The 19,662-nt window shown below is 69.7% G+C and carries 17 protein-coding genes and 1 pseudogene; 12 read left to right on the top strand and 6 right to left on the bottom strand.

Translation table 11 applies throughout. The annotated features are described in order from the left end of the window. The first annotated feature begins 126 nt into the window (after positions 1-126). From ACWD10_RS27645 to ACWD10_RS27635, 3 genes are read left to right on the top strand one after another with little or no spacing between them, the layout of a single operon-like run. The gene (locus tag ACWD10_RS27645) at positions 127-1,272 is read left to right on the top strand and encodes a hypothetical protein (RefSeq protein ID WP_451095640.1); all 1,146 of its coding nucleotides are present in this window, start codon (positions 127-129) and stop codon (positions 1,270-1,272) included. Continuing rightward, entirely contained in the window at positions 1,269-1,931 is a 663-nt protein-coding gene (locus ACWD10_RS27640) for a hypothetical protein (protein ID WP_451095638.1), read from the top strand. The genes ACWD10_RS27645 and ACWD10_RS27640 overlap by 4 nt, the downstream gene beginning before the upstream one ends. Continuing rightward, positions 1,928-2,530, top strand: coding sequence for a hypothetical protein (locus ACWD10_RS27635; protein WP_451095637.1), 603 nt, complete (start codon positions 1,928-1,930; stop codon positions 2,528-2,530). Before ACWD10_RS27640 ends, ACWD10_RS27635 begins: the two co-directional genes overlap by 4 nt. 25 nt (positions 2,531-2,555) lie before the next feature. On the opposite strand, the gene ACWD10_RS27630 is transcribed toward ACWD10_RS27635, so the two are convergent. The 3 genes and pseudogenes from ACWD10_RS27630 to ACWD10_RS27620 form a co-directional block, all read right to left on the bottom strand. Further along, complete coding sequence (locus tag ACWD10_RS27630; protein WP_451095635.1) at positions 2,556-2,678, bottom strand: hypothetical protein; 123 nt, start codon at positions 2,676-2,678, stop codon at positions 2,556-2,558. 392 nt (positions 2,679-3,070) lie between these two features. Further along, positions 3,071-4,159, bottom strand: a pseudogene (locus ACWD10_RS27625) (DNA/RNA helicase domain-containing protein); the annotation flags it as partial. Positions 4,160-4,247: 88 nt separating this feature from the next. Continuing rightward, on the bottom strand, positions 4,248-4,376 hold the full coding sequence (locus tag ACWD10_RS27620) for a DUF6408 family protein (RefSeq protein WP_451095633.1): 129 nt from the start codon (positions 4,374-4,376) through the stop codon (positions 4,248-4,250). Between the two features lie 524 nt (positions 4,377-4,900). Here ACWD10_RS27620 and ACWD10_RS27615 point away from each other — a divergent pair. The 3 genes from ACWD10_RS27615 (at position 4,901) to ACWD10_RS27605 (ending at position 7,771) form a co-directional block, all read left to right on the top strand. Beyond that, a complete protein-coding gene (locus ACWD10_RS27615) occupies positions 4,901-6,133 on the top strand; it encodes an MFS transporter (protein WP_451095631.1) in 1,233 nt (410 codons plus the stop codon). A 98-nt stretch (positions 6,134-6,231) separates the two neighbouring features. Continuing rightward, positions 6,232-6,855: a TetR/AcrR family transcriptional regulator gene (locus ACWD10_RS27610; protein WP_451095780.1), complete on the top strand. Its 624-nt coding sequence runs from the start codon at positions 6,232-6,234 to the stop codon at positions 6,853-6,855. A 151-nt stretch (positions 6,856-7,006) separates the two neighbouring features. Then, positions 7,007-7,771, top strand: a complete 765-nt coding sequence (locus ACWD10_RS27605; protein WP_451095629.1) for a response regulator — start codon at positions 7,007-7,009, stop codon at positions 7,769-7,771. Here the strand turns inward: ACWD10_RS27605 and ACWD10_RS27600 are convergent. Next, entirely contained in the window at positions 7,734-9,158 is a 1,425-nt protein-coding gene (locus ACWD10_RS27600) for a pyridoxal phosphate-dependent decarboxylase family protein (RefSeq protein ID WP_451095627.1), read from the bottom strand. The two genes, ACWD10_RS27605 and ACWD10_RS27600, sit on opposite strands and share 38 nt — an antisense overlap. Before the next feature lie 172 nt (positions 9,159-9,330). Between ACWD10_RS27600 and ACWD10_RS27595 the strand changes: the two genes are divergently transcribed. Genes ACWD10_RS27595 through ACWD10_RS27580 form a run of 4 tightly spaced genes read left to right on the top strand, consistent with a single transcriptional unit; the run spans position 9,331 to position 14,088 of the window. Next, positions 9,331-10,560 carry an acyl-CoA dehydrogenase family protein gene (locus ACWD10_RS27595; protein WP_451095625.1) on the top strand — a complete coding sequence of 410 codons (1,230 nt, stop codon included), beginning with the start codon at positions 9,331-9,333 and terminating at the stop codon, positions 10,558-10,560. Then, positions 10,557-11,141, top strand: coding sequence for a flavin reductase family protein (locus ACWD10_RS27590; RefSeq protein ID WP_451095623.1), 585 nt, complete (start codon positions 10,557-10,559; stop codon positions 11,139-11,141). Before ACWD10_RS27595 ends, ACWD10_RS27590 begins: the two co-directional genes overlap by 4 nt. 30 nt (positions 11,142-11,171) lie before the next feature. Next, positions 11,172-12,629 carry an MFS transporter gene (locus ACWD10_RS27585; RefSeq protein ID WP_451095621.1) on the top strand — a complete coding sequence of 486 codons (1,458 nt, stop codon included), beginning with the start codon at positions 11,172-11,174 and terminating at the stop codon, positions 12,627-12,629. A gap of 19 nt (positions 12,630-12,648) precedes the next feature. After that, positions 12,649-14,088, top strand: a complete 1,440-nt coding sequence (locus ACWD10_RS27580) for an amino acid permease (protein ID WP_451095778.1) — start codon at positions 12,649-12,651, stop codon at positions 14,086-14,088. Positions 14,089-14,118: 30 nt separating this feature from the next. Here the strand turns inward: ACWD10_RS27580 and ACWD10_RS27575 are convergent, their stop codons facing one another. Then, the gene (locus ACWD10_RS27575) at positions 14,119-16,278 is read right to left on the bottom strand and encodes a TIR domain-containing protein (RefSeq protein ID WP_451095620.1); all 2,160 of its coding nucleotides are present in this window, start codon (positions 16,276-16,278) and stop codon (positions 14,119-14,121) included. Positions 16,279-16,654: 376 nt separating this feature from the next. On the opposite strand from ACWD10_RS27575, the gene ACWD10_RS27570 reads away from it, so the two are divergent. Further along, complete coding sequence (locus ACWD10_RS27570; RefSeq protein ID WP_451095618.1) at positions 16,655-17,383, top strand: hypothetical protein; 729 nt, start codon at positions 16,655-16,657, stop codon at positions 17,381-17,383. Between the two features lie 84 nt (positions 17,384-17,467). On the opposite strand, the gene ACWD10_RS27565 is transcribed toward ACWD10_RS27570, so the two are convergent. Continuing rightward, on the bottom strand, positions 17,468-18,442 hold the full coding sequence (locus ACWD10_RS27565) for an AraC-like ligand-binding domain-containing protein (RefSeq protein WP_451095616.1): 975 nt from the start codon (positions 18,440-18,442) through the stop codon (positions 17,468-17,470). A 180-nt stretch (positions 18,443-18,622) separates the two neighbouring features. Between ACWD10_RS27565 and ACWD10_RS27560 the strand changes: the two genes are divergently transcribed. Then, positions 18,623-19,662, top strand: a 1,040-nt coding sequence (locus ACWD10_RS27560; protein WP_451095614.1) for an ATP-binding protein, incomplete at its 3' end; no start/stop codon positions are given.

The raw sequence follows: 19,662 nt of genomic DNA, 5'->3' as shown, positions 1-19,662 counted from the left end.
TTCACCGACAGGTACGGCCGAGTGCACCGTTATCCGGTGGGTCGGGACGGGATCGCCAAGGCGGTGCTCGCCCGGGGGCCGGCGCCGGATGTGTGGGGGCACGGCGGACCTCCGAGCCCTGGGGCGATGGGGACGTTGCAGCTGCAGGACCGCGACGGCCGGCTGGTACTCAGCCTGCGCGTCGATGACTGGCTGCCGGAGGCCTCGGGGCTGCACGGCGCGTACCCCGACGGGCTGGCGCTCCTGCACCGCAGCGGGCTCGCCGAAGTGCTGGACGTCTGCCGTATACCGCTGGAGACCGTGCGGGACCCTCAACACCCCTCGCTCGACCGCGTGTCGTGGTTCGCAGCCGCTCGCACGCATCTGGCGCCGGGGAAGCTGATGCCCCGCTGGTATCTGTACACGCGCCGGGTCGCCCTGACGCTGTGGGCCGTAACCATGAGTCTCACGATTCTCACGGATGGCTCGGTCCTCTGGATGCCCACGGTGATGGGGGCCAGCAGCGCGCTCTGGGCGCTGAACTATGTGGTGCTGTGCCTGTGGTCGCGGTGGCGGGACCGTCGCACACGGCCCGAGTACGAGACCCGTATCTCCCCGGCACCGGCCCCGGAAACGGACGCCACCGTGCGGTTCGTCTCCACGGCCGCGGTCTGCGTACAGGACGACGACATCGTGCTGGTCTCCGGCACCGGAGAGGAGCGCTGGCTGTCCCGCTCGGGGCCGCACGCCGTGACGGATTTGGTGCGGGTCCTTGAGCACGGTCGGCCCCGCTATGTGGAACTGCGTGGGGTCGAAGGCGTCGTTCGCAGTGTGTTGCCGTGGGATGCCTGGTTCGGTGGGCCGGGCGGCCCGGAGCGGTGGCGGTCCCTGGTGGCCACAGCCGGTCTTCCCAGCCGGTCCGAGGAGATCGACAACGGTGCGAAGCGGAAGAGCCAGCGTCAGACTGAGGCAACGAAGGCGAGGGACACGCTGCGTTTCGCGGACTCCTTCTACCTGGCTCCGTACTCGCCGAAGAACGCCCGCAAGTACACCCGCATCCCGGAGGGGCCGCACCGGGTGTTCGGCGAGCGCATCATTCAGTGGCCGATGGCGGGATTCGCCTTCGGGTACGGGCAGGCTCTGGTCCGCGACGGCGAGCCGGCCCTCGGCTGGCCGACGCTCGTGCTCAGCGGCGTCACCCTCCTCGTCATCATCCCGAACGCCGCTCGCCAGCTCGCCAGCCGCCTGTGGCTCGACCGACCCGCACGTATCCCGTCGCAGGAGTCCGCATGACCGACCAAGCCCTGGCGATGACCGACCAAACCCAGGCGATGACCGCCGAGTCCGTAGAAGGCGGCGGACCGCCGTCCGACTACCGCCTCCTCGTCCCGGATGACTGGTTCCGCATCCTCCTGGAGCCCGAGCGCCGGATCGCGGCGGTCGACGCGCTCGTCGAGCGGCAGTACCGGGGCATCGACAACGCCCCGCATCTGAAGGACCAGACCCGCCAGGAGCTGTTGAAGCAGTCCAAGAAGGCCCACGCCAAGGGCGGCATCGAGCTGTTCGTCAGCCTGCAGAAGGCGGGCCCCGTCGGCATCCCGGCCTCGCTGCTCGTCACCTTGGCCGCCCCCGAGCACCCGGGCCAGGTCCCGCCCGAGACGTTGGCCCGGACCCTGTCCGACGACGGGCCGATCGGGCAGCAGATCACCATCGAGGAGCTGCAGGCCGGGCCAGCCGTACGGGTACGCACTCGCACCATGCCGCCCGAGGACGACCCGAGCGCCAGCCCGCTCCCGGTCACCGCGGTGGACTACCACATACCCGTCCCCGGCAGCAGCGCCTACCTCCTGCTGGCGTTCTCCACGCCGCTGGACCCGATCGCCGATGCGATGGCCGAGCTGTTCGATGTCATCGCCGCCTCACTGACCTGGACCGGAGGGCCGAGCACATGACCGGGATCGCCAACGTCACCGTGCACGCCCCCGGGGACTGGGTGCCGCTCTCCCTCGATCCGGCCGAGGACCCGCGGGCCTGGGCGACGGCCCAAGCCGAGGAGCTGGCCCGGGAGTTCACCGCGGAGGGCCACCGGCCGAAGGTCCGCAGCCTCGCCCGCGACCTGGAGGCGCTCGCGACATCCAGCAGGCGGAATCTTGCGTTCGCCGCCTTCGGCCTGTACATCGGCGGCAGCGACGAGCGGTTCGCCCACCTGGACGTCCGGCTCGTGGAGCCGGACGAGGTGGTACCCGAGGTCACGCTGGAATGGCTCACCGAGGTCGTCGCCGACAACGAACTCGGCACTCCGGAAGTCAAGGAGGTGGAGGTCGGCTGCGGCCCGGCGGTGCGCATCCGGCAGGCCTACGCCGGGGCCAGGAAGGGCCTGTTCGGAACGGCGCAGGTGATCTACTCCGTCGTCTACGGGATCAAGCCGCGCGGCTGTGACAGCGCCGTGCTGCTGAGCTTCACGTGGATCGGCGCCGGGCTCAGCCCGGACCTGGAGGAGATGGCCGACCAGATCGCCGACGACCTCGAGGTCGAGCTGGCGGAGGACTGAAGCCGCGACCCTTCCGACGGGGTGCTCACTGCTCACCCCAGGCGGTGTACCCGGCGGGCGGCGTCTTGGCGAGCCACTCGCGCAGGTACGCCGTCGTCCACCCCATGTCGAGCGGAGGCTCGCCTCCAACCACTGGTTTGGTTGGCACGGGACACGGGGCTGACTCCCTCGGGTCCGGAGGAATTCCGATCAAGGCGTCGCCCGATGGCAGGGCACCGCGCCACGCCCGGCCCCGGCCCGTCTGTCCGCGCGGTCCGCGCGGTCCGCAAGGAGTCCGCAGGATGATCGAACGGGCTCAACTCCAACCAACTTCACCAACCGTAGTAATGCCAGGTCAGAGGGGGCCTGGTGCCTCCGGTGCAGGTCAGCGGAACGGGTCATGAGTTCCGCTTCAATGCGTGAGTGGATGAAGTAACGCCACGTTGGCGGCTTGGCAAACATGCGGGTCAACTGGGGCCGACTCTTCCGGGAGTCGGCCCCTTGCTGTTTCCCGTGCTGGTACCGGCCTTGTCCATCTCGTCACGGGCAACGAGATCGTGATCATCGTGGCTCGGTACCGCTACTGAGCGCTAGGTCGTCCGTGTTGGATTGCCGGTTCCGCGCCGGGGCGCCGATCAGCTCTCGCAGCTTTTCGCGTGTCTCGACGTCGGTCGAGTACATCACCGTGCCGATCATCCCTCGCGTCAGCAGAACCTTGTACGTGTTGCGGATCAGCCGGTCCACATCCGCGTCCGGAGTCGATTTCTTGAAGACCGGATCCTTGGACGCCGTACGGTCGGTGACCCAGCGGTCACCGCGCCACACCAGGTCGGGGCCGATGATGACGCCACTCCAGTCGTACTCGAAGCCCTGCGCCGTGTACACACAGCCCACTTGCCCGAAGCCGGCCGGATCGGTTGCCCACAGCGCGGCCGGAGGCGCTCCGCTGACGGCCCGGTCACCGAACACGTTCCAGGGCCGTTCCCACTCCCCGACGATGACGTCTGCGGGCAGTGCCTGCCCGGGTGGCACCTTCTTCGTCCACTTCCAGCAGTAGCCGGCGGACATGCGCGCGCTGTACTTCCGTGAGCGGCGGTCGTCGAGGAAAGCCTCCATCTCCTGCGGACTGTTCGCGAGCAGGAGTTGCATCTTGCCGTCGGGCTCCCACACCACAGGACCACCCGGCTCAAGGCCCAACAGCCGTACCACCCAACGCAGATACGCATCGCTGCCACCGCACCGGAACTGGCTGTCCAGTGGCACCACCTGACAGTGGAGCCCCTTATTCGCAGCCGCTGCCTTGATCTCCGTGACCGTGCCCATCTCGCCGGGTCGAACGACCTGATGCTCGTCCAGCAGGAATACCGGGACGCGCGCCGCGTCGATGAGTTCCTCGATCTGGGCTTTGCCGGTACGGTTCGATGCCGGCGTGTAGCGGTTGGCCGATGTCTCCCGTATGCGGTGAGCCTCGTCGCATATCAGGACATCGAGACTGTTGCGCTCGGCGGTCATGAAGCTGTTGAAGTACTTGAAGAGATCCTGCACCTCTCGCTTCCGAGCGCCTGCGACCTTCCGCATTGTCGTCGTGAATGAGCTGGAGCCCGTTGCGTGCAGCGCAGTGGTGCCCTGCCGGTACAGCTCACCGGGAAGCCCGTCGGGCCGCAATGACAACCCGTAGATTAACCCCGGGCTGTGGCGGAGTAAGGGCGGGCCCCAGGAGGCCCGCCCACCGCCTGACTCAGCCGAGGCGGTGCACCACGGCCTGCACCAGTACCCACATCAGGTTCGAGCCGAGGCCCGCCGTGATGCCCACCAGGACATCACGGACCCAAATGCGGTTCTTGGGCGTGTACTCGACAGCAGCCATAGGAATGCGTCCCCTTCGGTTGTGACCGGTGACGGATGCCGGATGGCTCCCGCCGGGAGCGCACCATGGGTCCGCGTCACCGAACCAAAAGGGCCTACGTATCCGCAGGTGACGTCGCGTACATCCTCTGGGAGGACACGCGGTGCAGAGCAACGCTAACTCACGACTGGACGCCGTGGTCAAGGAGTTAAAGCCGGGGGAGCGCCGTCAAGCTGGCGTCGAGAGATGGAAACAGGCAGGTCGCGTCGGCACCGCTTCCACTCAGTCGAGGGCTTCCCCACGCCACGAGGCTTCCCGTTGGTTCGGCCACCGGTCCATCAAGTGCCCCTTGACATAGCAGCCAGGGGATGGCCGCTCTGTGTCGGCAGGTCAAACGGGTGAGCCCCCTTGTGGGTGCACCCGTTTCGCGTTGCCCGGGCGGGCACGTGATAGAAAGTGGGGCGATCGTTCAGGTTTCTCGTGATGTGCCGCGGAGGCCCTCATGCACTACTTCACGCTGCCCGAAAACGCCCGAGGGGTGTGCGATGGCTAACCCCTACCGCGAACTGTTCTCGGCTCCCGGTGCCCGGGGATTCTCGGCGGCCGGGCTGCTCGCTCGGCTGCCGTTGCCGATGACGCACATGGGCATCCTCACGATGCTGTCCGAGCTGCGTGGGGAGTACGGGCTTGCGGGCGCCGTCGCCGGTACGTTCACGCTGTCCATGGCGCTGATAGGGCCTCAGATCTCGCGTGTGGTCGATCGGTTGGGGCAGGGGCGGGTGTTGCTGCCCGCTACCGGTGTCAGCGTCGCCGCGCTCGGTGGGCTGCTGCTGTGTGCGTACTACGAGGCGCCCGACTGGACCTTGTTCCTGTTCGCGCTGCTTGCCGGGTTCATGCCGAGTATGGGTGCCATGGTCCGGGCCCGCTGGACGCACCTGTACCGGGGCTCGCCGCGGCTGAATACGGCGTACTCGCTGGAGTCGGTCGTCGACGAGTTGACGTACATCATCGCGCCGGCCATCGCCGTGATGCTCGGTACCACTCTCTTCCCCGAGGCCGGGCCGATGGTGGCGATGGCGCTGCTCGCCGTGGGGGTGCTGCTCTTCGTGCCGCAGAAGAGCACCGAGCCGCCCGTGCAGCCGCGGAGCCGGACCACCGGGCGCTCGGCGATCCGTACGCCCTCGGTTCTGATGCTCGCGCTCACCTTGATGTTCGGGGGCGCCATCGCGGGAACCGTCGACACCATGGGTCTCGCGTTCGCTCAGGAGCAGGGGCAGAAGGGCGCCGCCGGGATCGTCTTCGCCGTCTACGCGATCGGGTCCGCGATCTCCGGACTCACCTTCGGGGCCCTCAAGTTGAATGTGCCGCTGCACAAGCTCCTCGTGATCGGGGTGACCGGTACCGCCCTGACGACCCTGCCGTTCCTCGTCGTGGACAGCATCGCGACGCTCTCCGTCGCGGTGTTCGTCGCCGGGGTGTTCTTCGCCCCCACGATGGTCACCATCATGGGGATCGTCGAGAAGGTCACCCCCGCCGCCCAGCTCACCGAAGGGATGACCTGGATGATCGCGGGTCTTCAGGTCGGTGTGGCGCTCGGCGCCGCCGCCTCCGGTCAGGTCGTGGACGTCTTCGGCACCCGGTCCGGGTTCCTCGTCGCCCTTGTCGTCGGCGCGCTCGCCCTGCTCACCACCCTGCTCGCCTACCGTCATCTGCGCTCCGAGACCGAGCGGGCCGAGGCGGTACGTGAGGAGGAGGCGCCGCTGGCCGTGCACGGCTGACGCACCTGCCGGTGCCCCCTCCTCCCCCGGGAGGGGGCACCACCCGCCGGGTATCGTCGCCGTGAGAACGAGCAGGGCCACGGACCGGGAGAGCCACACTGTCCCCCACACCTTCGAAGTCCTCGGACGCGGACGAGACGACGACGAGCGTCGACGGGCGCCGGGCCAAGGGCGCTCGGCGCAGGCAAGCGCTGATCGACGCCACGCTGCGCGTGATCGAACGCGACGGAGCATCGGGCGTGACCCATCGCACCGTCGCCCGCGAGGCGGAGCTTCCGGCCACGGCCAGCACGTACTACTTCGAGTCCATCGACGCACTGCTCACCGCCGCGCTCACCTCCTGCATGAACGAGGACGCCGACCGGGTGCGCGCGCTCATCGACGCTCCCGACAACGGCGAAGGCGGCGACAAGCGGACCGCGCTCGCCGCCCTGATGTCGGAGGCGGTCGCCGCCAAGGGGCATCTGCTCGCCGAGTTCGAACTGTGTCTGCTCGCCTCGCGCCGACCGGAGCTGCGCGGCCCGACCCGGCGCTGGAAGGACGCGCTGTGCGCATTCGCCCGGCTCTTCACCGACGACCCGCTGCGCGTGCAGGTCTTCGCCAACGCGTACGACGGTCTGCTGCTCCAGGGGCTGCTCGCGGATGAGCCGCCCACCACGGCCGAGTTCGAGGCGATGGTGGGGCAGCTGCTCCCCGGGGGCCCCGGCGCGGCTGCGCGCTAGGACCGTCTCTGGCGAATCCAAGGCGTGAAGCGGGTTCAGCCTGTCAAACGTAGCCCCTATTGGTCCATGAGTTAACAATTCCCGACATGTGCGGGTACGATCGCGGACGCGCTCAGCGCAGCCGCAGATCCGAACCTGGGGGGAACTGATCATGGTCCGCGTCGTGGTCGCCGATGCTCACGCAGCAGCACGGGCGGGCTTCTGCCTCCTGGTGAACTCCGCGCCGGACATGGAAGTGGTGGGAGCCGCGGCCGACGGGAAGGCCGCGGTGGAGATGGCCCGGTGCTCCCGGCCCGATGTGGTCCTCATGGACACGCACCTGCCGGAGATCGACGGCATCGAGGCGACGGCACGCATCACCGGCGACGACCGCTCGCGGCCCGTGCGGGTGCTGATGCTGACCATCCATGACGACGATGACCATCTGTTCCGTTCGCTCGACGCGGGTGCCACCGGCTTTCTGCCCGTCGACACCGAGCCGGAGGATCTCCTCAAGGCCATCCGCGCCACCGCGGACGGCCAGTCCTGGCTCAATCCGAAGCACACCCGGCGTCTCATCGAGAGCCATCTCGCCCGGCGGACGAGCTGTCCCGAGCCGGGCTTCGGTCCCGGCCCCGGCCTCGCGCTCGCGGAGTTGAGCAACCGCGAGCGCGAGGTCTTCGCCCTCGTCGGGCAGGGCCTCACCAATCAGGAGATCGCCGAGCGGCTCAGCCTGAGCCCCCTCACGGCCAAGACGTACGTCAGCCGGATCATGGCCAAGCTCGGTGCCCGCGACCGGGTCCAACTCACCATCAGCGCCATCGAGTCGGGCCTGACCCGTACCAAGGCCGTCGCCGCACCGGCGCCACCGACCCCCGCCTCCGGGCGGACGGTTCGGTTCAGCCCTGTGTCACCAGGTCGTGGGCCGCGTCCCTGATGATGCGTACGGCCTCCTCGATACGGTCGCGATGCGTACGGTGCGAGACCACGCAGGCGCGGATCACGAAGCGGCCGCCGAGATTGGTGCTCGACAGGAACACCCGCTTCGAGTGGTTGATGCGCTCCAGGAGCCGCTGGTTGAACGCGTCCGCCTGCTCGTCCGTCGCGCCCCGCGGGACGTAGCGGAAGGCGACCGCCGTCAGATCGGGCTCGAGCGGCACCTCGAAGCCCGGCATCGCGCGCAGCTCCTCGTAGAGGTACCGGGCCAGTTCGAGCTTCTCCTCCAGGGCGGCGCGGAACGCGGCCATGCCGTGCAGCTTGATCGGCAGCCAGAGGCGGAGTCCGCGGAAGTCGCGGGAGAGCTCCATCGAGTACTCCGAGAAGCTGGGTATGCGCTCCTCCAGGCCCTCCATGTCCTGGAGATAGTCCGCCGCGACGTGGTGCGCGTCCCGCAGCCGCTTGCCGTCGCGCACGATCAGCGCGCCGGTGCCGTAGGGCGTGAACAGCGCCTTGTGCGGGTCGAGGGTGATCGAGTCGGCGAGTTCGATCCCGGCGAAGAGCCCCCGACCGTACTCCGTCATCCGGAACGGGCCGCCGTACGCCGCGTCCACGTGCAGCCACATGCCGTGCGCGCGGGCCAACTCCCCGACGGCCGCGATCGGATCGACCGCGCCGGTGTTGGTGGTGCCCGCCGACGCGGTGACCATGAACGGGTGCAGGCCCGCCGCGCGGTCCGCCTCGACCATCGCGGCCAGGGCGTCCACATCCATCCGCAGCCATGCGTCGGTCGGCACCAGGCGCACCCGCGCCTTCGGGAACCCCGCCAGATAGCCCGCCTTCGCGCACGAGGCATGCGACTGCTCCGACGTATAGAGGACACCGCGGGAGAAGTCCTCGCCGAGCTTCGCCTTGCGCGCGGCCACCACCGCCGAGAAGTTGGCCATGGAGCCGCCCGAGGTGAGCACGCCGCGTGCCTCCTCGGGGTAGTCGAAGAGGTCGCACAGCCAGCGCACCGCCGTCGCCTCGATCTGCGCGATCGCGGGCGCCATTCCGGCGAGATTCACATAGCGGTTGAAACCGGCCGCGAGCAGATCCGCGAGAGCCGAGGCGTACAGACCGCCACCCGGTATGTACGCGAGGAAACCGGGCCCCGAATTGTTGATCGCCTTCTGCGATGCCAGGGCCACGGTGTCAAGCAACTGCTCGAAGGGGGCGCCCTCTTCCGGTGCGCTCTCCCGGAGCCGGTCGGCGAGTTCGACCGCGCCTTCGAGATCGGCGGCCGGGGCCTCGGGAAGGCCGTTGATGAATTCCTCGACGACGGAGAGCGCGGCCTGCCCCATGGTGTGCATTTCGGTGGCAGTGGGTTCGAGCGGGTAATTGTGCATGGCACGCATCGTAACCACAGCATGCGTGACCAGCGGATTTCTGTATCCCCGGGGAGAACCCGGGTCTACCCCGGGAGACCCGGCGACTCGGTCGACCTCCACCAGCGACGTACGGGAAAGTGATGACACCAGCGGGATGTTCGCGGCGCGCACCCCGAATAGCTTTTACGGCATGACATTCGCGACCGCCGAAAACCCGGCAACTCCCAAGACCGATAACGCAGTTGATGCCGAGCACCTCGACGCGTACGACATCCTCACCCGGGCCCGCAGCGCCGCCACCGTCCTTCGTGAGCGCGCCGAAGACATCGAAGAGAACCGGCAGTTGCCCGCCGATATCGTCGAACTCCTCCGTGACACCGGCGTGTTCCGTATGACCATGCCCGCCGACCGGGGCGGCCCCGAACTGACCTCCGCCCAGCAGGTAGAGGTCATCGAGGCCATCGCCTACGGTGACGCCTCCGCCGCCTGGTGCGCGATGATCGGCGCCGACTCCGGGATCTTCGCCGGGTACCTCGACGAGGGCGTGGCGCGCGAACTCTTCCCGCGCCTGGACACGATCACGGCCGGGTTCATCAACCCCACCGGCCGCGCCGAGCGCGTGCCGGGCGGCTACAAGGTCAGCGGAAACTGGGTGTTCGGCAGCGGGATCACCCACGCCGACCTGGTACTCGCGGGCGTACGGGTCTTCCACGAGGGCGAGCCCGAGCCGTCCGCCGACGACCCCGCCGATCCGGTGCAGTGGCGGGTGATCGTCGCGCGGCGCGAGGACTTCGAGATCCACGACAGCTGGTACACCACCGGCCTCGCGGGCAGCGGCAGCCGCGACTACTCCACCACGGACCTGTTCGTGCCCGAGGAGCACACGTTCAGCTTCTCCGCGCCGCGCCACCCGGGCCTGCTGCACGCCGCACCCGACGCGATCCTGCGCAACATGCCGGGCGTCCCGCTCGGCCTCGCGCGCGCCGCGCTCGACCACGTACGCACCCTGGCCGAGGGCCGGGTCGACCGTGCGACCGGAACCCCCTGGGCGCGGTGGGAGCGCGTCACGACCACGCTCGCCGAGTGCGAGATGGACCTGGCCGCGGCGCGTTCGTACGTGTTCGCCGGCCTGGACGCCCAGTGGGAGCGGCTCAAGACGGGGCAGGAGCCCACGCCCGACCAGCGCGTGTCCACCGCGCTCGCCCGCTACAAGGCGTTCCACACCGCCCACTCGATCGTCAGCCGACTCTTCGCGCTCGTCGGCGGGTCCGCGATCTACCGCAAGCGCTCGCCCATGGACCGCTGGCTACGCGACGTCACCACGATGTGCCGCCATGTCGATGCGGGAGAGCAGAACTTGAAGGCGGCGGGTGAGCTGTTGCTCGGCGGGAGCATTCCGCAGAAGACCCTCCTTTGGTGACCGCACCGACTTCGGTGACCGCACCGACTTTGACGACGGCACCGACCGTCTCCCTCACCTTCACGCCATCAGGAAGTCGTACGATGCCCGTAGAATCCACCCAATTCCGTTCCCTCATGGCCACGTTCCCCACAGGCGTCGCCGTCGTGACCACCGGGGAATTCAATGGGGAGCCGTCGGGGCTCACCGTCTCGTCGGTGAGCAGTGTTTCCCTTGACCCGCCCACCTTGCTCGTCTGTCTCAACCGGAAGAGCCACACCCTTGGCACCCTGTTGCGACAGGGCACCTTCGCGGTGAATCTGCTCCATTCCGGCGGGCAGGACGCGGCCCGGATCTTCGCCTCCGGGGACAAAGACCGTTTCGGGCAGGTCACTTGGGAACACGATCCAGAATTCGGCGGCCCGCATCTTGTCAACGACGCCCATTCCATTGCCGATTGCCGGGTGACCAGTTCGCTCGCCATGGGAGACCACCAAGTGATCTTCGGTGAGATCCATCGCGTGGAGCAGCAGTCACCGGAGGAAGCGGCCCCGCTCCTTTACGGAATGCGCCGCTTCTCCACCTGGCCGACCGCAGCCTGACCCGACGCCCGACAAGGAACCCACACCACGATGTCATCGCCCCCGCCGGCCACGCGCCGACTCCGCTCCCGGCTCGCCCTCCTGGCCTTCGCCCACCTCATCATCGGACTCGACTACAACATCGTGTTCGTGGCTCTGCCCGAGATCGCCACCGAGGTGGGATTCTCCGCCGGGTCCCTCCAGTGGGTGGTGAGCGGGTACACGGTCGCGTTCGGTGGCTTCTTGCTGCTTGGCGGGCGGGCCTGCGACCTGTTCGGCAGGCGCCGCATCTTCGTCCTTGGCCTGTCCCTGTACGCCGCGTCCTCCCTGGTCGGCGCGCTCGCGGGCGCACCCGAGGTGCTGGTCGCGGCCCGTGCCGGACAGGGCTTGGGCGGCGCCTTCCTCACTCCGGCGACCCTGTCGCTCGTCACCACGTCCTTCGCGGAGGGGCCCGAGCGCAACAAGGCCCTCTCCGTGTGGGGCGGCGCGGCGGGCTGCGGCATGGTGCTCGGATCGCTGCTCGGCGGCGTACTGACCGAGTGGTTCGGCTGGGAAGCCGTCTTCTACATCAACGTGCCGCTGGCCCTCGCGGGACTCCTGCTCGCCGGTCCGCTGCTCCCGGCCGACCAAGTACGCCGCGACGGCGGGACGTTCGACCTGTTGGGCGCAATCACGGCGACCGCCGGATCGACCCTGTTCGTGTTCGCCCTCGTGCAGGGCCCCGAGGCGGGCTGGGCCGCGCCCGAGGTGCTCGCGAGCGGCGGCGCGGGCCTGGCCCTGCTCTGCGTATTCGCGCGGACCCAACTGCGCGGCCGCGACCCGCTGATGCCGCTGCGGCTCTTCCGTAACCGCAACCTCAGCACCGGCACCGCCACGACGTTCCTGTTCATGGCGACCTTCGGGGTGCTCGCCTACTTCCTCACCCTGTACCTCCAGGACGTGCACGGCTTCAGCGCGCTGCGGACCGGCTTCGCGTTCGTCGTGCCCTGCGCGGGCGTGCTCGTCGGCACCGCGCTCGGCGGCCGTCTCGTCACCCGGCTCGGCCTGCGCAGGACGCTGACCCTCAGCCTCGTCCTGGGCGCCGCCGCCACCCTCGTCTTCGGGCTCAGCCTCGACCCGGCCGCCTCGTTCGCGGCGATCGTGCCGAGCCTCGCGCTGCTCAGCCTGGCCCAGGGCATCGTCTACACCGCGATGTACGCGGCGGCCACCACCGGAGTCGACGAGCAGGACCAGGGCATCGCGTCCGGCATCGCCAGCACCGGTGAGCAGATCGGCAGCGCCGTGGGCCTCGCCATCCTGGTCGCCCTGGCCAACCAGGGCACCGCCGACCGGACCGGCGCCGCCCTGCGCGCCGCCGTCAACGACGGCCTGCGGACAGCGGTGTTCGCGGCCGCGGCCGGAATGGCCCTGATGGTCCTGGTGGCCCAGAACTTCCGGCGCCCCGCCCCCCGCACCGTGACCCCGACCGAGCTGGGAGAAAGCGAACGACGTGCCGACGTCCCTGCATGACCCCAAGCCGAGCCCACGCCTGGAACCACCCCAACCGCCTCCACCGCCACCCGTCGAAGAAGACCCCCAACAACCCCAAGTACCTCAACAACCCCAAGAACGCCAAGAACCCCAAGAACCCCAAGAACCGGCGAACAAGGGGACTCTGACCGGACGCCACCTGACGATGATGGCCATGGGCGGGGCGGTGGGTACCGGCCTGTTCGTCGGCAGCGCGGAGACCATCCGCAGCGTCGGCCCGGGGGCCCTGCTCTCGTACGCCCTCGCGGGACTGCTCGTCCTGATGGTGATGCGGATGCTCGGCGAGATGGTCGTGGCCCGCCCCATGTCCGGCTCCTTCGCCGACTACGCGCGCACGGCGCTCGGCAACTGGGCGGGCTTCACCATCGGCTGGCTGTACTGGTACGCCTTCGTGGCGATCGTCGCCATCGAGGCGATCGCGGGCGGCCGCATCCTGCACGGCTGGCTGCCGGGCCTGCCCGCCTGGACGCTGAGCCTGCTCGTACTCACCGCCATGGCCGCGGTCAACCTGGTCTCGGTACGGTGCTTCGGCAACGCCGAATTCTGGTTCTCGGTGGTGAAGGTGGCCGCGATCCTCACCTTCGTGGCCCTCGGCGGCGCGTACGTCCTCGGCTGGTGGCCGGGCCGACACGGGCTCGACCTGTCGGGGCTCACCGCGGACGGCGGGTTCCTGCCGCACGGCCCGGGCGCGGTCCTCACCGGCACCGTGGCCGTGGTGTTCGCGTTCGGCGGCACGGAGATCGTCACCCTCGCGGCGGCGGAAAGCGCCGACCCGGCCCGCGCCGTGGCCCGGGCCACCCGCCAAGTCGTCTGGCGGATCGCGCTGTTCTTCCTGTGCTCGGTGTTCCTGGTGGTGGCGATCGTGCCGTGGCAGCAGGTCACGGCCGCCGAAAGCCCGTACGTCGCCGCCATGGAGACCATGGGCATCGCCTCGGCAGGGACGGCCATGACGGTCATCATCCTGACCGCACTCCTGTCCGTCCTGAACTCCACGCTGTACGCGTCATCCCGCATGCTGTCCGCCCTGTGCACCCACGGCGACGCGCCCCGGTCCCTGCTCCGGCCGAACCGCCGCGGCGTCCCCGCGAGGGCGATCCTCCTGGGCACGCTCATGGGCTACGTATCCGTGGCGGCCCAGGCCCTCTGGCCCGAGCGCGTCTTCGGCTTCCTGCTCAACTCCACGGGCGCCGTACTCGTCTTCATGTACCTCACCATCGCCCTGTCCCACCTACGCCTCCGGGCCCACACCCCGCCCGAGAACCTCACCTTCCGCATGTGGGGCTTCCCGTACCTCACGTACCTCACGATCGCGGCCCTCCTCGCCGTCCTGGTGTCGATGCTGTTCCTGGAGTCCGCCCGGCCTCAACTCCTGATGAGCTTGGGGAGCCTGGCAGTGGTCCTGGCCGCGTACGGGGTGCATGCGCGGCGCGGAAGGTGACCGGCGGTGGACGTTCGGTGGGGTGGCTTCTCAGTGGGGTGGCTTCGTGGTCAGCAGATCGATCCCGCACAGCTCGGCCAGGCTCTCCGCGGTCGCGGTGAGTGGCGCGCGCAGCTCGGCGAGGGCCGCACGCATCTCGGCGGCCAGCGGCCAGGCGCGCTCGTGCTCGACAGGGCTGACGCCGTGCGGCCGGGTGGCCTCATGCATGTGGAGCGCCGGATGCCAGGTGGAGAGGAACGGGCGCAGGTGCTGATTGAGGAGGGCGGCGGCGAGGGCGGGAAGGGTGTGCGGAACCGGTGTCTCGGCGGCGATGCGGTGGAGTACGTCGCGGGTGGTGGCGAACAGCGTGTGCAGGGAGGTCAGGGCCTCTCGGAGCGAGCCCTGCTCCGGTGACAGGGGTTGCACCCCGACCCGCGTGATGAGCTCGACCTGTAGGTCGAAGGCAGCGGACCGCTCGACCGGCCCGGGGCAGGTGAGCTCTTGGGGCCGTGGATGCGCGGGGGCCGGGGGTCGTATGCCCGTGGACGGGGCAGGGGTGGTGACCGCGGGTGCCGGTGCCGGTGCCGGTGCCGGAACCGGTGCTGGCGCCGGGGACGTGGCGAGAGCGTGGAGGAGCACGCGGCGGAGATCTTCCTGACGGGCGGTGTCGCTGTCGTGTCGGCGTACGGCGCGGGCCAGCAGGGGATGGACGGTCCAGGCCGCCTCGGGTGCCGGTTCGGGGCGCAGGGCGCCGGAGCCGAGCAGGGTGTCGATGGCCTCGGCCACGAGCGGGCCTGATTCCCAGGGGTCGTAGGGCGTCACGGTCGACAGCACGTTCTCGAGCAGGGACTGGCTCAGCGGGGCCGGGCAGGCAAGGGCGAGCAGGCGCAGTACGTCGTCGACGGGGCGTTCGCCGCTCAGCGGGCGGGTCAACAGACCGGCGACGAAGGGGACGTGACGTGAGGGGGGCGTCTGGTCGGTGGGTTCCTTGGGGGAGAGCACATCGGCACCCGGGGAGTGCAGTCGGTTGCGTGCGTGTGTGAAGCCTGCGGCGGACGCGAGGTCCGAGATGAGGTCGAGCGCCTGCGGATGGCCGCCGACGTCGTGCACCAGGGCAAGGGCAGCCGCCAGGTCCAGCTCGTCCTGGGGCGGGCGATGGGCGGTAAGCAGCCGCAGCCCGTCCGCCTCGGAGAGCGGAGCCACGTCGATGACCTCGGCGAAGGCGGAGTACCGCAGCGAGCGGGTGGTGATCAGGGTGGCGGCGAGCAGGTGGGGTCCGCGCAGCTGATGCAGCTGGTCCTTGGGCAGGCCGTCGGGCACCCCGTCCACGACCCAGAGACAGGGGGTGCCGCGCTCGCCGAGAGCGATCGCCAGGCGGCTGAGCATCTCGGGCAGGGACCGGCCCACCCGCTCCAGACCGAGAGCGGCCGTCACGGTGGAGATCTGTTGGGCGTACGCCTCCATCGTCGCGGCAACGGTGGAGCCGATGCAGGCGTGCAGATCGAACCAGAAGATCCCGCCGGGGAAGGCGGGGCTGAACCGCAGCGCGTACTCCTGGGCGAGCAGGGACTTGCCGATGCCGGGCATGCCCCGCAGCTGTGCCGAGCGACCGGCGCTGGACTGGGCGACCAAGGGGGCACGGTGACGGTTGAGCGCGGTGTGGATGTGCCACTGCTCCGCAAGGCGGTCGACGAAACGGGCCGACCCCGTACGAGCCGGGGCGGGCAGCCAGGGCACGAGCGCGTCGGAGGTACCGCTGCCCATGGGCGAGGGCAGCGAGGCCGTGTGGGCCGCGACGCGGGCGGCAAGCCGGTCCGCCGCCTCCGGGGTGGCCGGCCACGGCCAGTGCCGTGCGTCGCGGAGCTCGAGCGGGTGGATGTGGTCGCTGGTGGGCTCGGGGTTGACCACAAGGACGCGCTTACGTGGGTCGCCCTCGCGCTGCCCGGCCAGATAGGCGTACGTCAGCTCCCACTGGCAGGCGCGGCGCTCCGGATAGTCGGCCGAGTACACGGCCAGGAGGACCTTCGCGTGCATGAGCGCGTGCGTGATCGTCGTGCTGATGGAGGTGAAGTCGTCCACGGCGGTGTCATCGACGAACACCCGTAGCCCCTGGTCCTGCAATCCGGCGACGAGCACGCCGGTCCGCTGGGCGTCGGAACGGCTGTAGCTGACGAACACATCCCAGACGGTGCCCGCGACCTCGGCCGTCATGGCGTCCGCACCCGGGTAGGCCCGTACCGACCGCCCGCTTGGCCGCCCGCTCGGCCTTCCCCTCGGCCTTCCCCTCGCCCTTCCGCGGCGACGGGCGGTGGTCCCGCTACACGGCTCGCTCGAAAATCACCGGGGGGGGGGTGCCGATAGACAGGGACGCCCGGTGCGGCGGCGGGTTCGGAGAAACGGAGCATGGTCACACGCCCATCATGCGACACCCCGGACATGCGGCACGCGCCGCGGGCACCCGGTGTCTGTCGGCCGGGACGGTGCTCGCTCGGTTGTGGTCAGGTGGGTGTGTGCGGTGTGATCGTCGGCAGCGTGTGGTGAACGGAGTTGGGGGGCCGGGGTGTTCAGAAGGGCAGCTACGGCCGTCGTGCTGGTAGTGGCCGCGGCGGCTGTGGGATGGGCGGTCGGGAATGTGGCGTACCACGTCACCTCGGCCGGTGGGGAGATCCAGTTCGGTGCGGTCGGTGCGGTGGCGGGCACGTTGGTGATGGTCGGGGTCCTCGCTCTGCGAGGGCTGCAACTCGAGTCCGCGACGGTCAATGTGCCGCCGTTGGGTGACGTCACCTTCATGGTGGCCAAGGACCAGGCGAGCATTGCCTGGAAGATCTTCTTCGAGGCCTCCCGCCGGGTCGTCACCCAGCCGCTCGACTCCGACTCCGGGCACCTGCGCGAGGCACTCAGCTCGATCTACGCGTGGATCCAGTACTCGGCGGAGCTGCTGCGAGAGGGCGGCGGGCCGACCGAGACCTCGCGACGGGGCGCCCGCAGCGTGGAGAACCTGTGGTCCGAGATGTACAACCGGCACATCCGGGTGTTCCAGTCCTACTGGCACAAGGAGCTCCAGGAGTTCGAGCTGACCAATGCCTCCGGAGCCCCCGAGTCGACCTGGTCGCGGGACGCGGAATGCCGCTACGAACTCCGCGAGATGCAGCGCGCGGTACGCCCCTACATGCTGGGCATGGCCGAACTCGCCGGCATCACGGAACCGGAGTCCTTCATCCCGGACCTGCCCGAACTGCCCCGCCCCGAGACCCTGGGCGAGACTCCCTTCAGCAGGCGCTCGACACCGGGTCCTCGTACGCCGCCGGAGCAGTGACCGTTTCGGCGCGGACACCGGCAGGATCCCGACGTCCTGCCGGATGGTCCGGTCGCGCGATGCGGGGCGGATGTCGAACTCCCCCTACCCCGGGGTCGGGTTGCCGCTGCCGCCGTAGCGCATCTCCCGCGGGCTCACCCCGTACCGTCGGCGGAAGGCCGTGCTCAGGGCGCTGGCGGAGGAGAAGCCGGAGGCGTGGGCGAGGTCGGCGATGGTGAGGTGGTCGCAGTCGGCGCAGCGGAGGCGGTCGCGGACCAGGCGGAGGCGTTCCTCGCGGATGAGTTCGCGGGGGGTGGTGCCGACGTGCTGGAGGGCGAGCTGGACCTGGCGCAGGGACCAGCCGAGGGCGCGGGCCATCGTGGCGCCGGTGAGGTGGGGGTCGGCCGCGTGGTCGCGTGCGTACCGGCGGACGCGTTTCTCGACCTCCGCCAGATGGCCGGAGGTGTCGGGGCGGTCGTCGCCCACGGCGAGCATGCGGAGGAGTTCGGCGATGCGGTCGGTGACGGCGTCGAAGTTCCGGTCGGTGAGGGTGTCGCGCTCGTCGTAGAGGGTGGCCAGCATGGTGGCGACGATGTGGCCGAGGCCGGTGGTGAGGTCGAGGCCGGTGGAGAGCGGCGACTTGCGGCTGAGCGGGTCGTCGATCTCGCGGGCGGGGACGGTGAGGATGAAGGCGCTGGTGTCGTCGGCCTGGAGGCACTCGAAGGGGGCGCCGAAGGTGAGGAGGGCGCCGCTGCCGGGGGCGAGGGAGGTCTCCTGGCCGTCCTGGCGGAGGATCATGCTGCCGCTGAGCGGGACGAGGAAACGGTAGTCCTCGTCCGGGTCGGTACGGATCTGGCGTGCCGTACGGACGTACTCGATCTGGTCGGACCGGTAGCGGACGAGCTGGTAGGTGTCCGTGCGCTGGCGGAGCGTCTCGCCCAGGAAGTTGTCGGTGTGCCGGTAGCCGTACTCCATGCGGGACTGGTACGTGGCGATGTGCTCACGCCAGTAGTGGGCGCGCTCCTGCGGCGGGACGTCTCCGGTCGTCAGCGCATCCACGCTGTACGTACCCGCGTACACCGAACTCCTCCTCTGGCCAAGCCACTTCGCGTCAGCGATCATTTCACAACCCATCCCGCCCGACGCCGCTGCGTTCGATGACAATTTCTTTGCGCGCGCGCACAAGTCCGTGCGGGGTAGCGGGAGTTAGCATCGTCCGCTCCGTAGTTCGCTTCTGCCTCAAGAACCTCTAGGACCTCTATGACATACGACATATCGGAGGCGGTGGTGTTCTGGTGCCTTGCCGTCGGCCTGCTCGCCGTCGCCGTTCTGCTGGTACGCCAGCGCGGGATCACCGCGCGGACGCGTCGGCGGAACGGGGAGCTGGCGGACGGGCTGCGGGCGCGGGACGAGGAGATCCGGCACCTGGTCGCCGTGCGGCTGCCCGCCCTTGAGGGGAACGCGCCGCACAGCGTGGGCAGCCGCCCCCAGGACACCGGCCTCCTCGACGAGCGGCTCGCGTACACGGACTTCGCCAAGAGTCTCGACGGCGTGCTTGAACGCTTCACCGGCGCGGTCGCCCATGCGCAGGAACGCGCCGACCGCTCGGCGAAGGCCGCCCTGAAGACCTCGATGCGCGCCATCCAGGCGCTCGCCAATGAGCAGCAGGTCGCCATCTCCGACATGCAGGACCGGCACGATCATCCCGACGTGCTGCGTGACCTGCTCGAAATCGACCATGCGAACGCCCAGTTCGGGCGGCGTGCCCAGGCCATCGCCGTGCTCAGCGGTTCCTGGCCGGGGCGGCAGCGCGCCGCCTCCGCGCTGACCGATGTCGTACGGGGAGCGAAGTCGCGCATCCGTGACTACCGGCGGGTGCAGATCCACGGGCAGGCCGATATCGCCCTGGAGAGCCGTGCGGTGGAGCCCGTGGTCCTCGCCATCGCCGAATTGCTCGACAACGCCGCGCGGCACTCGCAGCCCAACACCAGCGTCGAGGTCAACGTCCAGGCGGTGCACAACGGCGCCTGCGTCGTCATCGATGACGCGGGCGTCGGTATGGACGGGCAGGCGGCGGAGCGCGCCGCGCTGCTGCTGTCCGGGCGGCAGGCCGTGAACGTCACCCAGCTCGACGATCCGCCGCAGTTCGGCTTCGCGGCGATCGGCGTGCTCGCGGCGCGGTACGGCTTCAGCGTGTCCGCCGACACGCGGTCGCCGTACGGGGGTGTGCGCGCCGTGGTGTTCCTGCCGGCGTCCCTGCTCACCCATGTGGACCGCGACAAGGCGCCCCCGGCGCCCCC

This window comes from Streptomyces sp. NPDC002851, from assembly GCF_053591935.1.
Note: the sequence above shows the minus strand (reverse complement) of the source record. Positions and strands in the feature narration are given on the sequence as shown.